A 15,764-nucleotide genomic window follows, 5' to 3' on the forward strand; every position below is an offset into this window, starting at 1 on the left:
CAGCCATGACGAAGATCGACACAAGCCGCCCGGAGACCGTGCTGCCGACGCCGTCGCACACGGTCGGCCCCTTCTACGGCCATGCCCTGCCCTTCCCCGGCGGTGGCGACATCGCGCCCATCGGCCACCCGGACACCATCGTGCTCCAGGGCTACATCACGGACGGCGAGGGCAATCCGCTGCCGGACGCCTTCGTGGAGCTGTGGAGCGCCGACCCCGACGGCGACGTCCCGCAGGCCGACGGATCGATCCGGCGCGACCCCGCGAGCGGTGGCTACCTGGGCCGCAACGGCGTGGAGTTCACCGGCTGGGGCCGCATCCAGACCGACGCCAACGGCCACTGGACCGCACGGACACTGCGGCCGGGCGCGCGCGGGCAGAGCGCGCCGTACATCAGCGTGTGCGTCTTCGCGCGCGGGCTGCTGGTGCACCTGTACACCCGGATCTACCTGCCGGGCGACGAGGCGGCCCTGACCGCCGACCCGCTGCTGGCCCGGGTACCGGCGGAGCGGCGCGACACGCTGATCGCGCGTCGGCAGGGCGATGGCACCTACCGTTTCGACATCCGCCTTCAGGGCGAAGGCGAAACGGTCTTCCTGGAGTTCCAGTGACTTCTCCCGATCCGGACACCGGTCTGCTCGCCCCCGGGTGGGCAGGCTCCCCCGCCGCCTCCGCGACCACCGACGGCGCCTACCTCCAGGCGATGCTGGACGCGGAGGCGGCGCTGACCCGGGTCCAGGCCCGTCTGGGGCTCGCCCCGGACGGGGCGGCCGACGCGGTGACCGAGGCGGCCCGCGCGGACCGCTTCGACGTACGGTCCCTCGCCGACCGTGCGCGCGGCGGCGGCAACCCCGTCATCCCGCTGGTCGCCGACCTCACCGAGGCGGTCGGCGAGGAGTACGGCCCGTACGTCCACCGGGGCGCGACCAGCCAGGACATCCTGGACACGGCGACGATGCTGGTGGCGGCGCGCACGCTCGACCTCGTGCTGGCGGACCTCCATCGCGTCCAGCAGGCGCTGGCCCTGCTGGCCGCCGAGCACCGGGACACCGCGATGCCGGGACGGACGCTGACCCAGCACGCCGTGCCGACGACGTTCGGGCTGAAGGCGGCCGGGTGGCGTTCGCTGGTGCTGGACGCGCGGGACCGGGTCGTCGAGGTGCGGGACGACCTCCCCGCCCAACTAGGCGGTGCCGCCGGGACATTGGCGGCTTTCACGGCGTACGGCGCCCAGCACACCATGGCCCTCACCACGGCCTTCGCCCGGGAGCTCGGCCTGGACGCGCCGCTCCTGCCCTGGCACACCCTGCGCACCCCGATCGCCGACCTGGCCGGATGTCTCGCCTTCACCGCCGGAGCGCTGGGCAAGATCGCCACGGATGTACTCACCCTCGCCCGTACCGAGATCGCCGAGGTCGCGGAGGGCAGCGGGGGCGGTTCCTCGGCCATGCCGCACAAGGCGAACCCCGTACGGTCCACGTTGATCGCCGCCGCCGCCCGGCGCGCGCCGCAGCTCGCTGCCACGCTGTACGGCTCGCTCGCCGCCGAGGACGAGCGGCCGGCCGGGGCCTGGCACGCCGAGTGGGAGCCGCTCAGGGACCTGCTGCGGCTGGTCGGCGGAGCCGCACGGGACGCCGCCGAACTGACGGAAGGGCTACGGGTCCACGCCGACATCATGCGGGAGCACCTCGATCTCACCCACGGGTTGATCGTCTCCGAGCGGCTGTCCGCCGCACTGGCACCCGTGCTGGGCCGGGCCCGCGCCAAGGCGTTGCTGACGGACCTCGCCAAGCGGACGTACGCCGAAGACCTCTCCCTCGGCGAACTCCTCGCCGGTGAGCCCGAGTTGAAGAACCTCGATCTCGGCGAACTCACCGATCCCGCCCGCTACACCGGCTCCGCCGGAGCCCTCACCGACCGTGCTCTGGAGCGACCTTGACCGACAAACTCCTCAACCACCGCACCGAGGGTTCCGCTTCCGCTCCCCCGCTGCTGCTCGGGCCGTCGCTCGGGACGTCGTACGCCCTGTGGGACAAGGTGGCGCCCGAGCTGTCCATCAGCCACCGGGTGGTCCGCTGGGACCTGCCCGGGCACGGCGGTTCGGCGGCCGATCTGATCGGTCCCGGCGCCACCGTGGCCGGCCTCGCCGACCTGGTGCTGGCGCTCGCCGACTCGCTCGGCATCGAGCGGTTCGGCTACGCGGGGGTGTCGCTCGGCGGTGCGGTCGGTCTGCACCTGGCCGTACATCACCCGGAGCGCGTCGAGTCGCTCGCGGTGATCTGCTCCTCGGCCCACTTCAACGGCAGCAGGCCGTGGGAGGAGCGGGCCGAGCGGGTCCGGCGGGAGGGGATGCAGTGGCTGCTGGAGAGCGCGAACTCGCGTTGGTTCGCGGGTGACTTCAGCGTTCCGGAACTAATCCGCGACCACGCCGAGGCCGATCCGTCGTCGTACGCCGCCTGCTGTGACGCCCTGGCCTCCTTCGACCTGCGCGACCGGCTGGCCGAGATCTCCGCGCCGACCCTGCTGATCGCCGGCCGTCAGGACCCGGCGACCCCGCCGCCCCATCTGCGGGAGATCGCCGACGCGGTGCCGCGCGCCACGCTCGTCGAACTCCCGGGTGCCTCGCACCTGGCACCGGCGCAGTGCCCGGAAGCCGTCCTCACCACCCTGCGCGCACACCTCGGCGGGGGTGCCAAGCGGGGCATGGAGGTGCGGCGCGAGGTGCTCGGGGACACGCACGTGGACCGCGCACAGGCCCGGCAGACCCCCTTCACCGCACGGTTCCAGGACTTCATCTCGCGCTACGCGTGGGGCGAGATCTGGACAGACCCCACGCTCAGCCGCCGCGAGCGCAGCATGATCACACTGACGGCGCTGGTCGCACACGGCCACTACGACGAACTGGCCATGCATGTGCGCGCGGCGCGGCGCAACGGGCTCACGCCGGAGGAGATCGGGGCCGTACTGCTCCAGACTGCGGTCTACTGCGGGGTGCCGGCGGCGAACTCCGCGTTCGCCACGGCGCAGCGGGTGCTCGCCGAAGAAGAAGGGTGACCCCAGCGGTAGCAGCTTCGTGAGCGGCGCATGCTCCCGTCGTGTGCCTACGGTGGGAGCATGTCCACGATTCTGATCACCGGCGCCACCTCGGGTCTCGGCCGCTACGTCGCCTTCGAACTGGTCCGTTCCGGCCACCTCGTACTCGCCCACGGCCGTGACCCGGGCCGCACCGGGAGCCTGGTGGAGGAGCTGCGGTCGGAGGGGCGGGCCGAGGGCTTCGTGGCCGACCTGGCGTCCCTGGCGCAGGTGCGCGATCTGGGTGCGAGGGTCACCGAGGCCCACCCCGGACTCGATGTCCTGATCAACAACGCGGGTGTGGGCGCGGGTTCATCCGGCTCGGGCCGGGAGGTGAGCGTCGACGGTCATGAACTGCGCCTGGCGGTCAACTACTTGGCGCCTGTCGCCCTGACGCGTGCCCTGCTGCCGACGCTGACGGCGAACACCCCGTCCCGGATCGTCAACGTCGGTTCGGTGGGGCAGGAGCCGGTCGCCTTCGACGACCCGGAGTTCACCCACGGCTACGCCGGCTTCGCCGCGTACTGCCGCGCCAAGTTCGCCCTGGCGGCCCACACCTTCGGCCTGGCCGAGGAGTTGGCGGACACGGGGGTCGCGGTGAACGTCCTCCACCCGGCGACGTTCATGGACACGGCGATGGTCCGCGAGGGCGGGGTGGCACCGTGGTCCACGGTGGCCGACGGTGCTCCGGGAGTCCTGGCCCTGGCCACCCAGGACCTGGGCTCGGGCCGCTATTTCGACGGGACGAGTCCGGCGCGGGCGCACGAGGAGACGTACGACAGGGACGTACAGAAGCGCCTGGGTGCGCTGACGGACCAACTGCTCGCGCTGTAGCTCCCCGGGCGAACGCCGCACCCGGTCACCGCAACCCACGCCCCGTCTCCAACACCTCCCGGGCCTGCGCCACCAACCCGTCCGCCCCGCACGAACGCGCCAGCGCCAGGCCCCGGTTGAGCTCCGCCACGGACCGCGCCGCGATGCCGTACTCGACCCGGGCCGCCGCGTGCTCGTACTGGCAGGGGGAGGCCTCCAGATAAGCGACCGCCTGCGCGGCCAACCTCACCGCGCGCTGCCCGGTCTCCAGCACGGCGGCACACCGCAACGCCTCACCGATGGCCGTGTCCGTACCGAGCCGCTCGGCATGCCGCCGGACATCCTTGGCCAGCTGAGCGGCCCGCACCGGGTCCTCACCGGCGAGCGCCCGGGCGAGATCGGCGGCCCACGGCACCAGCACCGGGTTGTGATGCCCCCGCACGGCCGCCGCCTTCTCCGCCGCGTCCAGTTCGTTGATGCCGTCCTTGGTCCGGCCGACGGCCAGCAGCAGCCGTCCCCGCACGGACCGGGGATCGGGCAGCACGATCGTGGACGGATACGGCGGCGTGAACCCGTACTGCTCGGCGATCGCCCATGCCTCCTCGACATGCCCGCGCGCGAGCAGCGTGTCGATGAGGTTGCAGGTCGCCGACCAGTACAGCGGCAGCCCCCGTCCCACCCGCTCGGCGAGCCGGAGCGACTCGCGCAGGGAGGTCTCCGCCTCCCGGAGCCGTCCTCGCCGGCGGTGGGCCAGGCCGACGTAGGCGTGGGCGAGCGCGAGGTGGCCGCCGCTCCAGCCGGCCGACTCGTAGGTGCGCAGGGCGTCGGTGTACAGGGCCTCGGCGCGATCGAGCCGGTCCGTGAAGGCGTACGCGCTGGCCAGCATCAGCGGCAGTTCGAGGCCCCACTCGGTGTCGGTCCAGCCGAGTCCGGGCGCGAGGCGGCCGTTGACGAGGGAGCGGTCGCACACTTCGGCGATCTCCTCGGCGCTCTCGCCGCGGGCCATCGCGTCGAAGCCACGCAGGATGAGCAGGGCCCGCTCGGAGTTGTCACGGCCGGTGCAGGTGGCGGCCAGGGCGGCGAGGCGCTCGGAGCGGTCCGGGGAGGTGGCCTCGCCCGGGTAGAGCCCCTCCCATGTGTACTGCACGGCCTGGAGGCGGAGTCTGGCAGGGCCTTCCTCGTGCCGGGCGGCCTCCGCCTCGACCGTGTGGACCGCCTCCTCCAGCTGGTTGTTGTGCATGAGTGCCTGGGAGAGGCGGACGACGGCGTCCACCCGGGCGGAGCCCTCCAGGCCGGGCATGGCTAGCGCGGTCTGGAGGTGGCCGATGGTCTTGGCGGGGGCGGTCAGGAGGGTGGCGCAGCCGAGTTCGAAGAGCACACGCGCGTGGACCTCGGGTGCCGGGGGCTCCACCAGGGCGCGCTCCAGACAGCGGCGGGCCGCGTCGGGGGCGCCGACGAGGAGGTGCTCGCGGGCTGCCTCGCGCAGTTGCTCGACGAGTTCCTCGTCGTCGTCCGGGTGGACCTTGAGCAGGTGCCGGGAGGCGGCCGCGGCGCCGAGCCCGGAGTCGGTGACGAGTTGTGCGGCGATGCCGTGCATGGCGGTGCGCAGGGCGTCGGGGATGGAGTCGTAGACGGCGGTGGCGATCAGCGGGTGGACGAACTCCAGCTCGTCGTCCGCCGTCCCGGAGTCGGTGAGGATACGTGCGTCGCGCAGCAGTTCGGCGCAGAGCGTGGCCTGCTCCGGCTTCAGGGTGGCGAGCCGGGCCACCAGGCCGACGGAGATGTCGGTGCCGAGGATCGCGGCCGCCCAGGCGAACCGGGTGGCGTCGATGCCGAGTTCCTCGAGGCGGGAGACGAGTCCGCCGCCGCGGGCCGAGCGGTTCAGCTCCCGCAGTTCGTTCGCCGAGCCCTCGCTGGGCTCCATCTGGCTTTCCCGGACCTTGGCGAGGAGTTCGACGGTCTCGTAGGGGTTGCCGCCGGTGACGGCCCACACCTCGCGGCAGAACGGGGCGTCGGCATGTGCACCCAGCGTGGCGCGGGTGAGCCCCGCGGCGGCGTCCGGGGTGAGGGCGCTGAGGTGGGTGACGGGGCGGCCCGCGGCGGAGGCCACCGTCTCCAGGAGGCGGGCGCTCTCGGCGGTGGCCTCACCGGGACGGCGGGCCACCACGACCAGGACGGACAGGTCGTCCAGGCGCTCGGCGAAGGCGGCGAGCCAGCGCAGGGTCTCCTGGTCGGCCCAGTGGGCGTCGTCGACCATCAGCACGAGCGGCCAGTCCCGGCGGGCCAGCCGGCGCACCGCGGCGACCAGTCCGTCGCACACGCCCTGCGGGTCGGCCTGCCGCTCCCCCGGGTCCGCTATGCCGAGGGCGGGGCCGGCGATGTCGTACCAGTCGCCGAGGTACTCGCGGGCCTCCTCGGGCATCAGCGAAAGGAGGGCGGGCTGGAGCAGTTGTCGTACGACGTTGAAGGGGACGGACCTGAGGGTCTCGCCGCCGCGGGCCGACCAGACCGAGCAGCCGCGTGCCTCGGCGATACGGCGGGTCTCGGCCAGCAGGGCGGTCTTGCCGAAGCCCGCCTCGCCGCGGATCACCAGCACGCTGCCCGAGGACGTGCGGCCCGCGCACAGGGAGTCCACCGCGTGTTCGACGGCGGCGAGTTCCTCGTCGCGCTCCCACAGCGAGGCCGGGGCGGCCGCAATCGGCCGTGCCTCCGTCATCCCGCTACCTCCCCAAGTCGCCCGAACGACGTACAGATCTCGAGCGTAGCCGTCCGGGTGCGGAAGAGGGGGGCGGTAGGGGCAGCTCTTGCCTTCATGGGTGACCTCGGGTACGGGCAGGCGACGCGACCCGTCCGGTGACCTGCCGTCAACCAAGCTGACCATCAGTCAGTCATTCCCGTCGGGCGAAGTGCGCGGGATCGGCCGGCGCCCCTCTCATCCCTCTTTCACCGAGGCCTCATACGGTGGAGACATGACGCAGGAGACTCCCCCCGGGTGGTACCCCGATCCCGGGCAGACAAGTGACGGTCCCGCCACCGAGCGCTGGTGGGACGGCAAGGCGTGGACGGAGCGGACCCGGCCCGCCGGAGCGGCCGCCGCATGGGGTCCCCCGGAACAGGTCGCGAGCCCCGGGGACCCCGGAGGATACCCGGCCTATCCGGCGTATCCGGCGCAGCCGCCCGCCGGGTCGCGGCGCGGCCGTATGGGCATAGCCGTGGCGGTGGCCGTCGTGGTCCTGGCGAGCATCGGCGTGGGTGTGTACGCGCTGGCCGACAACGGCAACGGCAACGGCGGCGCCGCCGACTCGCAGGGGCCGGGGGGTCAGGGCGGCACCGGGGGCCAGGGCGGGCCGTTCGGCGGCAACGGAGGGTCCGGCGGCTCCGGTGGCAGCGGGGGTTCCGGGGGCGCTTCGCCCTCCCCGCAGGAGTCCGAGGCACCGAAGATCGAGAGCGGTTCGGTGACCGACTCGATCGACGGGATCAGCCTGCCCATCCCGGACGACTGGTACGGCCAGGAGATCTCGGTCGGCGCGTCCGTCACCTCGAACGACTCCTACGCCTGCCCCGGCGACACCTCCGAGAAGTGCACGAAGGGCGGTGCCTACTCGGCGCCCGCCCTGGCGCTGGGCACCAAGGGCAGCACGGCCGAGCAGATCGCCAAGGCCGACATCCAGGTGAACGCCGAGCAGTCCTACGGCGGCAAGACCTACGGTTCGATCACCTCGCACGACGTCCTCGCCTCCGAGGCGGTGACCGTGGCCGGGCAGAAGGGCTACAAGGTCCGCTGGAAGGCGGTCACCGGCAAGGGCTCCGACGGCTTTGTCGAGTCCCTGGCCTTCCCGTCCCCGGCGAACCCGCAGCAGATCGTGGTGGTGCGGTTCGGTGTCGACGTCGAAGAGGGCCAGACCGTGATCGACGACATCACCAAGGGGATCAAGGTGTCGACGGGCGGCGGCAGCGGCCAGGACGTCTGACGGCCGGCCCCGGACACCGGTCGGCCGGGTGGGGCGCCTCTCCGCTCGAGAGGAACCCCACCCGGCCGGGGGGTGCGCGCCGCCCCCGTCCCCACGGTGCGGCGCGAGCAGGTCGCCGTCCAGTCATCCCGTGGACGGCGGCCCGGGTCTCAGGTCAGGCCGAGCGCCGGCAGCAGGGCCGCCTCCACGAAGCGGACCAGGTAGTCCGGGTCGGCGTACTCCCCGTCGATGACGGGCCGGGCCCGGATGACGCCGAACATCTGGGCCGGGATGTACTCCAGCGCCGGGTGTCCGGTGGCGATCTCACCCCGGTCGACCCCACGCTGGAGGATGTGCCTCAGTGCGGCGATCTCCGGGTCGATCAGCGCCTCACGCAGGGCCTGCGCGAGCTCCGCGTCCTGCGTGACGGCGTGGCCGAGCGCCTGGAGGAGCTTGGTGTCGTGCATCGACCACCGGCCCGCGGACCGGGCGGCCTCGCGCAGATCGTCGGCGAGAGATCCGGTGTCGATCCCGTCGAACTTCGACCTGCGGCGGGAGCGCAGGGCGGCCACCACGAACTGGGGCTTGGTCTTCCACTGCCGGTAGAGGGTGGACTTGCTGCAGCGGGTGCTGCTGGCGACGCCCTCCATGGTCACGGCTTCGTATCCGCATTCACGGATCTGTTCGAGCACAGCGTCGAAGAACTCCTGCTCACGCTCGGGCGTGATCTTGGAGCGGCGCGAGGCGGCGACCGTCTCCGGTCCGTCCGCGGCCTGCGACGTCATCCCCTCATCCCCTCATTCGCCTCGGCGGCCGGCCTGCTTCGAGGCCGCCGCGTTTCATTCCCGGATTCCAGTGTGTCGTATGTCTATCGATACGCCAGTGTACCGGTACCCGATCGTATCGGTACACTGGCGTATCGGTACGATGTCGTACCGATGAGTTTCGGAATCAGGACGAGTCACCAACTTGTTCAGATTTCAGTAGCCGCACCACCATCAGCGAAGGGGCCGGGGGATGAATGCCCTCACCGAGCCTGCAGAAGCGAAGCCGAGCGCCATAGCGCGGCCGCCGCTCGTCCGTGAGCTCCTGCTCGTCGTAGGACTCTTCCTCGTCTACAAGTTCGGCCGGCAACTGGTCACGGGCCACACCCCCGAGGCCTACCGCAACGCCGGCCGCGTGTGGAACTGGGAACGCGCCCTGGATCTGCCCGGAGAGGGCTCGGTGCAGTCGCTGCTGCTGCACGGCGACACCCTCGCGCACCTCGCGAACACCTACTACGCGACCGTCCACTTCCCGGCCACGGTCGCCTTCCTGGTCTGGCTGTACCTCAGGCGCCCCGCCCACTACGTCTGGGCCCGCCGTATCCTCGCCCTGCTCACCGGCGCCGCCCTGGTGCTGCACCTCGTCTTCCCGCTGGCCCCGCCGCGGATGCTCGCGGCGGCCGGCCTGGTCGACACCGCGAAGGTCTACGGCCCTTCCGTGTACGGCCCGCCGCAGACGGACTCCCTCTCCAACCAGTTCGCCGCGATGCCCTCGCTGCACTTCGGCTGGGCCCTGATGCTGGCGATCGGCCTGATCGTGGCCACCCGCTCCCGCTGGCGCTGGCTGTGGCTCCTGCACCCGCTGGTGACCCTGCTGGTGATCGTCGGGACGGCGAACCACTACTGGATGGACGCGATGGTGGCGACGGGCATGCTCGGCATCGCCCTCGCGGTGATCCGCCCCCAGACTTCGTCCGGGGGGACCCCCATCTCGCTTCGCTCGCCGCACCGCACGGCGACCACGGCAGGCCGGGCACAGGAGAAGCTCGCCCCGGCCGAACCCAAGGAGAACGTCCTGGTCGGAGCGGGCCGATGAACGCCACCCTGCTCGCCCTCGCCCTCTCCCTGCTCTCCTCCGTCGCCTACGCGGCCGCCGCCGTCGCCCAGGAGCGCCTCGCCTCCCGCAACCCCGGCTCGGGTGTGCTGCGGATGCTGAGCTCGGGCGCCTGGTGGGGGTCGGTCGCGCTCAACGCGGCGGCCGCGCTGCTGCACGTCGTCGCCCTCAAGTACGGCCCGCTGACCGTGGTCCAGCCACTCGGCGCCCTCACTCTGGTCGCCGCGGTGCCGCTGGGCGCGCGGATCGCGGGGCGCCGGGTCAGTGCGACGGAGTGGCGTGGCACCGCGTACACGCTGGCCGGCCTCGCCGCGATCCTCGTGGTGGCGTCGGGGTCCGCGCCCGGAAAGGTTCTGAGCACGTCCGAGGCAGTCGCGGTGGCTGCGGTGACGGCGGCCCTGATCGGTCTGCTGGCCCGCCCCGGCGCCCGGCCCGGCATACGGCACGCGTCGGCGTCCGGGGTCGCCTCGGGGGTGGCCTCCGCGCTCACCCAGACCGTGACGGTGGCCGCGACGGACCGTTCCGAGTCACTTCTCAGCGTCCAGGTGATCGGTGTGGCCCTGCTCGTCGCGGCCTTCGCCGCGGGCGGACTCCTGCTCTCCCAGACGGCCTACCGTGACGGCCTGGGCGCCCCGCTGGCGGTGGTGACCCTGGCCAACCCGGTGGCCGCCGCGGTGATCGGGCTGTCCCTGCTGGGCGAGGGCCTGCGGGGCGGCGCGGCGGGTGTGCTGCTCGCACTGGCCGGAGCGGGCCTGGCGGCATGGGGTGTGGTGCTGCTGACCCGGATGTCCCCGGTACCGGTGGACGACGACCACCCGGTGGCGGCGGTACTGGCACTGGAGCCGTCGACGGCGTCCGTGGAACCGGCACTGCGGGAGATGTCCGTGGAGCCGGCACTGCGGGAGATGACTGTGCCCCGGCAGTCGGAGCCGGGGCACCTCACACCGCTGTAGGGAACAGCGCCGCAGGGACGCTCAGCCGAACCCGCGGGCGTCCTGCTTCAGCGCCGTGTCGACCGTCAGCGCGGTGGCGACGACCAGGCTCAGCAGCGGCTCGGGCAGCTGGTAGTGGATCTGCAGCACGTAGTTGTCCGCGGTCGTGAACATCGTCTTGGCGAGCCCCTCCCACGTCTTCGTGATCCGGGCCACCTCGTTCTCGGTGTGGTCGACGATCGCGAAGTTCCAGGCCCGCCAGTTCTCCGCCTTGATCGCGCCGACCTTCTGCCCGTTCACCATCATCGCGAAGTTGATCTTCCCGATCATGTTCTGCTGGACGATCTCACCGACCGGCGAACCGTCCGGACGCTCCACGATCACCCGCGACTTGAAGATCTTCCCCGGCCGGGTCAGCAGCATGACCGGCTGCCCGTGGGCGTCGCGGATCTCCAGCCTGATCTTCATGAACTGGTCGATGCTCCACAGGAACCGCACGATCTTCCGGAAGGCGCTCTGCCCGACCTGGGTGACGGAGCCGACCTGGTTGCCGTTCTGATCCATGACCTTGTACTCGTTGGTCAGCTCGATCAGCTTGGCCTTCTGGTTGACCACGAGCACCGGCTCGGAGAAGAGCGTGCCGCCGCCGGGACCGCCCGCGGTGACCCCGGCCTGCTGCTGCACCTGACGCTGCACGCGCGGGTCGGGACCGGCCGACTGCTGAGGTATCTGCGGTGCCTGCTGGACCGGCGGGGCCTGCACGGCCTGAGCCTGGGCCTGCCCCGCCCCCTGCTGGTCCTGGTGGGTGTGCTGCGTCCACTGCGCCCCGTCCCAGTAACGGAGCGTCTGGGACGCTCCGTGCGGATCGGGGTACCAGCCTGCAGGTGTGTTCGAATGCGTGGTCACCGGGGCACACTACCCCGGGACCACGGGGATCCGGCCAGGTGGACGACCGCTCTCGCGGCGGCTTTACCTGGTGATTACGGCCGGGTCGCTCACTCCGGTACGCCCGTTCTCGACATGTCCGGCGAATCGCCTGAGGAACGCCGGCTCGGCGTCGGAGGTGACCGTGAGGTCGTACCAGCGACGGCTCCTGGCGAGGCGGAAGGTGTGTCGGACGGTGGCACCGGCCCGCACCGTGAAGGTCCTCGCGGGGTCGCCGTAGCCGCTCACGGCCTTCAGACGGACCGTGCCGGAGCCCTTGTTGGTGAACGTCAGCTCGACGTCGTCACCGGTGTGCCGGGCGGTGACCTCGGGACCGGCTGTCCCGTTCGGCCCCTTGAAGACGCGCAGGAAACCGGCCGGGCCGTGCACGGTCAGGTCGTACGACCCCTTCGAGTACGCCGAGTTCCAGGTGTCCGAGACGGACTTGCCGGCCTCGGTGGTGTAACTCCAGGGCCCGTCGGTGCGGTTGCCGGAGGTCACCAGGAACGCCGCGCCCGCCTTGGCACCCGAGGCGAAGGCCAGCGTGAACCTGCCGCTCGCCGCGTCCACCGAACCGTCCACGTGCGGGGCGTACTTCAGCGGGCGGGCGGGGCGCAGGCCGCGCTCCTGCTTCGGCAGGGCGCCGACGGCGGGCGGGACGGGCACGTAGTCGGGGTGGCGCTCGCGGTCCGGCGGCTCGTAGCCGTCGGTGTCCGGGAGGGCGACCGGCTTGGTGTCCCTGCGGGAGAAGTCGAAGGCGGAGGTGAGGTCGCCGCAGACCGCGCGCCGCCAGGGCGAGATGTTGGGCTCGTGGACGCCGAAGCGGGTCTCCAGGAAGCGGATGATCGAGGTGTGGTCGAGCGTCTCGGAGCAGACGTAACCGCCCTTGCTCCAGGGCGAGACGACGAGCATGGGCACGCGCTGGCCGAGGCCGTAGGGGCCGGCCGGGTGGCTGCTGTCGCCCTTGAACAGGTCGAGAGCGGGGTCGACGGTGGATTTGCCCTGGGCGGCCGAGCCGGGCGGGAAGGCGGGGACCACGTGGTCGAAGAAGCCGTCGTTCTCGTCGTACGTGATGAACACGGCGGTCTTCGCCCACACCTCGGGGTCCGAGGTGAGCGCGTCCAGGACCTGGGCGATGTACCAGGCGCCGTAGTTCGCGGGCCAGTTGGGGTGCTCGGTGAAGGCCTCAGGCGCGACGATCCAGGAGACCTGGGGCAGCTTTCCGGCCTTCACGTCGGCCTTGAGCTGGTCGAAGTAGCCCTCGCCCTTGGTGTAGTCCGTGCCGGTGCGGGCCTTGTCGTACAGCGGGTCACCGGGCTTGGCGTTCCGGTACTGGTTGAAGTAGAGCAGCGAGTTGTCGCCGTAGTTGCCTCGGTAGGCGTCCTGGATCCAGCCCCAGGAGCCGTTCGCGTCGAGGCCGTCACCGACGTCCTGGTAGATGTTCCAGGAGACGCCGGCCTTCTCCAGGCGCTCGGGGTAGGTGGTCCAGCCGTAGCCGACCTCGTCGTTGCCCAGGACCGGCCCGCCGCCCTGGCCGTCGTTGCCCGTGTAGCCCGTCCACATGTAGTAGCGGTTCGGGTCGGTCGAGCCGATGAACGAGCAGTGGTAGGCGTCGCAGACGGTGAACGAGTCGGCGAGGGCGTAGTGGAACGGGATGTCCTCGCGGGTCAGGTACGCCATGGTCGTGGAGCTCTTGTTCGGGACCCATTTGTCGTACTTGCCGCCGTTGAAGGCGGCATGTCCGTCGTTCCAGCCGTGCGGGAGGTCCTGGATGAACTGCAGGCCCAGGTCGTCGGCGTCGGGGCGGAACGGCAGGACCTCCTTGCCCTTCGCGTCCTCCTGGTGCCAGACGGACTTGCCGTTCTGCAGCGTCACCGGGCGTGGGTCGCCGAAACCGCGAACGCCCCTGAGCGAGCCGAAGTAGTGGTCGAAGGACCGGTTCTCCTGCATCAGGACGACGACGTGCTCCACGTCCTCGATCGTCCCCGTGCGGTGGTGCGCCGGAAGCGCGGCGGCGCGCTGGATGCTGTTCGACAGGGCGGTGAAGGCCGTGGTGGCACCCGCGAGTTGGAGGAATCTGCGCCGGTTGACGTCGGACATGGGTGAGGGACCTCTCAATCGTGCGCACCGATGGCCGGAACGTGACGGAAGGTGCGCGCAGCGAGTGTTCCAAGTGCACCAAACGTCAGGGAAGGGTCCGGTGGAGCTGATGTGAAAGTCGCGGGTACGGGAGGTGCGCCGGACCGGCGCAGCTACTCACTGCGTACTGCATCACGAGACACCGTCTCGCAATATTGACCGTTCCGCAGACGTCTCCTATGGTTGAGGCACTTCTCGAAAGGACGGGACCAGCATGAGGCCAGTCCCTCTGATCGGCGTCCTGCTCGTGTCGTGCGCCGGCCGCCGGACCTACGACGAGCCGCTCAGTTACTTCCCTCCCCGGGAGGGACTGCGCCCCGGCACGGCCGTCGGCGAGCCTCAGACTCCGTTCTGAGTGCGGCCCGTCGCCGCGCGACGAGCCCCCGCCACACCGAACGTTCGTCGTCCGTCGACGTTCGTCGTCCGTCGTGACGTCGCCGACGGGCATTTCCACCTCTTCGAGGAGTGCATCATCGTGACCACCACTGTCGGCCTTCAGCCGGTCTCCGGCCCGTCCGCCTGGCGCGGCGACGAGCTGTCGAAATCCACCGAGTGGATCCACGTACTCAGCGACGCCGAGCGCACCGAGCTGGAAGGCCTGGGACGGCGCTTCGTCGCCGACGACCCCGACCTGCGCACCGTCACCGCCGCCGACTACCCGCTCGACGCCTGTCTCGCCCTCAACGACGAGTGCGCCCACCAGATGGACGCCGGCCGGGGCTTCATCCTGGTGCGCGGCCTGCGCACCGAGGAGTACGGCGACGCCGTTTCCGGGGCCATCTTCTTCATCATGGGCCTGCATCTCGGCCGGCCGATCGGGCAGAGCCAGCGGGGCGATCTGCTCGACCACGTCATCGCCACGTCGAACAAGACGATGTCCGACGAGGGCGCGCTGCCCTCCCGTATCCGGGACCGGCTGCCGTTCCACTCGGACAGCTCCGACGTCGTCGCCCTCATGTGTCTGCGCGGTGCCAAGGAGGGTGGCGCCTCCAGCCTGGTCAGCGGCACCACGATCTACAACGAGATGCTGCGCCGCCGGCCGGACCTCGCCGCGCGGCTCTTCGACACCTACCACTGGGACTGGCGGCGTCAGGACCCCGACTCCCCTGAACTCACGTACACCTCGCCGATCATCAGCCACGTCGACGGCATCTTCAGCACCTACGCGGGCAACTCGATGATCTTCAGCGCCCAGGAGTACCCGGGCGTCCCGCCGCTGACGCCCGATCAGGCCGCGGCCATCACCCTCTTCGACGAGATCTCGCAGGAGCCCGGTCTGCCGATCGACATGGACTTCCAGCCGGGGGACGTGCAGTGGCTGCTCAACTACGCCGCACTGCACTCGCGCACCAGCTACGTCGACCACCCGGAACCTGAGCGCCGCCGCCATCTGCTGCGTCTGTGGCTCAAGCGCGACGTCGGCCGACCGCTGGCCCCCCGGTTCGGCAAGCACGTGGTCGTGATGGGTGAGCCCACCACACCCCTGGTGCCCGGCGGCCGGTTCCGCATCGCCGACGCCGTCACCGTCAACGACGACTGGGGAGTGTGACGCCGCGCCCGGCCGTACCTCGGCGGGCTGACCCCGCCGGGAAAACCAACGACCGCCGCAGCCAGAGCAACCTCTGGCTGCGGCGGTCGTCTGCCACGGCAAGTTCTGCACGGCGCTCGCGCCCGCTCTACGCCGGCAGCTCGGACAGCAGCCGGCGGTAGATGCGCGCGTAGGCGGTCAGCTGTCCCAAGGACAGGGCGTCGCGACGGGGGTCGCCGGCGGCCGGCTTCGCCTGCGGGCCGAGCCGCACGGTGTCGACGCCGCGGGCGCGCAGTACGACGCCGTCGGTCGAACCCGTCCAGCCGGTGATGGGCGGCGGCTGCGCACCGAACTCGTCGAGCCAGGCCGCGCGGGCGGCCGTCACCACCGGGGCATCGGCAGGCGTCGCCGCGGCTGCCGCGACCGGCTCGGCCTCGACCTCGACCGCGCAGTCGCGCAGCACTGATCGCGCACACCGTGCCCGCAGCCGGTCGGCCAGCTCGGCCGCCAGCACGTTCGGGTCCACCG

Annotated in this window: 14 protein-coding genes; 9 read left to right on the forward strand and 5 right to left on the reverse strand. The window is 71.5% G+C overall.

The annotated features are described in order from the left end of the window. Positions 1-5: 5 nt before the first annotated feature. Genes pcaG through M2157_RS09335 form a run of 4 tightly spaced genes read left to right on the forward strand, consistent with a single transcriptional unit; the run spans position 6 to position 3,906 of the window. The gene (pcaG, locus tag M2157_RS09320; protein ID WP_280861347.1) at positions 6-611 is read left to right on the forward strand and encodes a protocatechuate 3,4-dioxygenase subunit alpha; all 606 of its coding nucleotides are present in this window, start codon (positions 6-8) and stop codon (positions 609-611) included. Further along, positions 608-1,939 (forward strand): 3-carboxy-cis,cis-muconate cycloisomerase, encoded by a 1,332-nt coding sequence (pcaB, locus tag M2157_RS09325; RefSeq protein ID WP_280861348.1) that lies wholly within the window; start codon positions 608-610, stop codon positions 1,937-1,939. The genes pcaG and pcaB overlap by 4 nt, the downstream gene beginning before the upstream one ends. Beyond that, on the forward strand, positions 1,936-3,054 hold the full coding sequence (pcaD, locus tag M2157_RS09330; protein WP_280861349.1) for a 3-oxoadipate enol-lactonase: 1,119 nt from the start codon (positions 1,936-1,938) through the stop codon (positions 3,052-3,054). The genes pcaB and pcaD overlap by 4 nt, the downstream gene beginning before the upstream one ends. 60 nt (positions 3,055-3,114) lie before the next feature. Then, a complete protein-coding gene (locus tag M2157_RS09335; protein WP_280861350.1) occupies positions 3,115-3,906 on the forward strand; it encodes an SDR family NAD(P)-dependent oxidoreductase in 792 nt (263 codons plus the stop codon). 25 nt (positions 3,907-3,931) lie between these two features. Here the strand turns inward: M2157_RS09335 and M2157_RS09340 are convergent, their stop codons facing one another. After that, entirely contained in the window at positions 3,932-6,601 is a 2,670-nt protein-coding gene (locus M2157_RS09340; protein WP_280864981.1) for an AAA family ATPase, read from the reverse strand. A 253-nt stretch (positions 6,602-6,854) separates the two neighbouring features. Between M2157_RS09340 and M2157_RS09345 the strand changes: the two genes are divergently transcribed. Next, entirely contained in the window at positions 6,855-7,856 is a 1,002-nt protein-coding gene (locus M2157_RS09345; protein WP_280861352.1) for a DUF2510 domain-containing protein, read from the forward strand. A gap of 149 nt (positions 7,857-8,005) precedes the next feature. Here M2157_RS09345 and M2157_RS09350 read toward each other — a convergent pair whose 3' ends face one another. Next, positions 8,006-8,620 (reverse strand): TetR/AcrR family transcriptional regulator, encoded by a 615-nt coding sequence (locus M2157_RS09350; protein WP_280864982.1) that lies wholly within the window; start codon positions 8,618-8,620, stop codon positions 8,006-8,008. 232 nt (positions 8,621-8,852) lie between these two features. Between M2157_RS09350 and M2157_RS09355 the strand changes: the two genes are divergently transcribed. After that, positions 8,853-9,695 (forward strand): phosphatase PAP2 family protein, encoded by an 843-nt coding sequence (locus M2157_RS09355; protein WP_280864983.1) that lies wholly within the window; start codon positions 8,853-8,855, stop codon positions 9,693-9,695. After that, positions 9,692-10,666, forward strand: a complete 975-nt coding sequence (locus M2157_RS09360; RefSeq protein WP_280861355.1) for a hypothetical protein — start codon at positions 9,692-9,694, stop codon at positions 10,664-10,666. The genes M2157_RS09355 and M2157_RS09360 overlap by 4 nt, the downstream gene beginning before the upstream one ends. A gap of 21 nt (positions 10,667-10,687) precedes the next feature. Here the strand turns inward: M2157_RS09360 and M2157_RS09365 are convergent, their stop codons facing one another. Further along, positions 10,688-11,551 (reverse strand): phospholipid scramblase-related protein, encoded by an 864-nt coding sequence (locus tag M2157_RS09365; RefSeq protein ID WP_057610136.1) that lies wholly within the window; start codon positions 11,549-11,551, stop codon positions 10,688-10,690. Between the two features lie 63 nt (positions 11,552-11,614). Then, positions 11,615-13,669 carry a phospholipase C, phosphocholine-specific gene (locus M2157_RS09370; RefSeq protein WP_280861356.1) on the reverse strand — a complete coding sequence of 685 codons (2,055 nt, stop codon included), beginning with the start codon at positions 13,667-13,669 and terminating at the stop codon, positions 11,615-11,617. Between the two features lie 253 nt (positions 13,670-13,922). Here M2157_RS09370 and M2157_RS09375 point away from each other — a divergent pair, with 253 nt between their 5' ends. Next, positions 13,923-14,063, forward strand: a complete 141-nt coding sequence (locus M2157_RS09375; RefSeq protein WP_266510399.1) for a hypothetical protein — start codon at positions 13,923-13,925, stop codon at positions 14,061-14,063. 120 nt (positions 14,064-14,183) lie between these two features. Further along, the gene (locus M2157_RS09380) at positions 14,184-15,257 is read left to right on the forward strand and encodes a TauD/TfdA family dioxygenase (protein ID WP_280861357.1); all 1,074 of its coding nucleotides are present in this window, start codon (positions 14,184-14,186) and stop codon (positions 15,255-15,257) included. Positions 15,258-15,384: 127 nt separating this feature from the next. Here M2157_RS09380 and M2157_RS09385 read toward each other — a convergent pair whose 3' ends face one another. Further along, positions 15,385-15,762, reverse strand: a complete 378-nt coding sequence (locus tag M2157_RS09385) for a hypothetical protein (protein ID WP_280864984.1) — start codon at positions 15,760-15,762, stop codon at positions 15,385-15,387. Positions 15,763-15,764 lie beyond the last annotated feature (2 nt).

This window comes from Streptomyces sp. SAI-127 (assembly GCF_029894425.1).
Classification (GTDB): domain Bacteria; phylum Actinomycetota; class Actinomycetes; order Streptomycetales; family Streptomycetaceae; genus Streptomyces.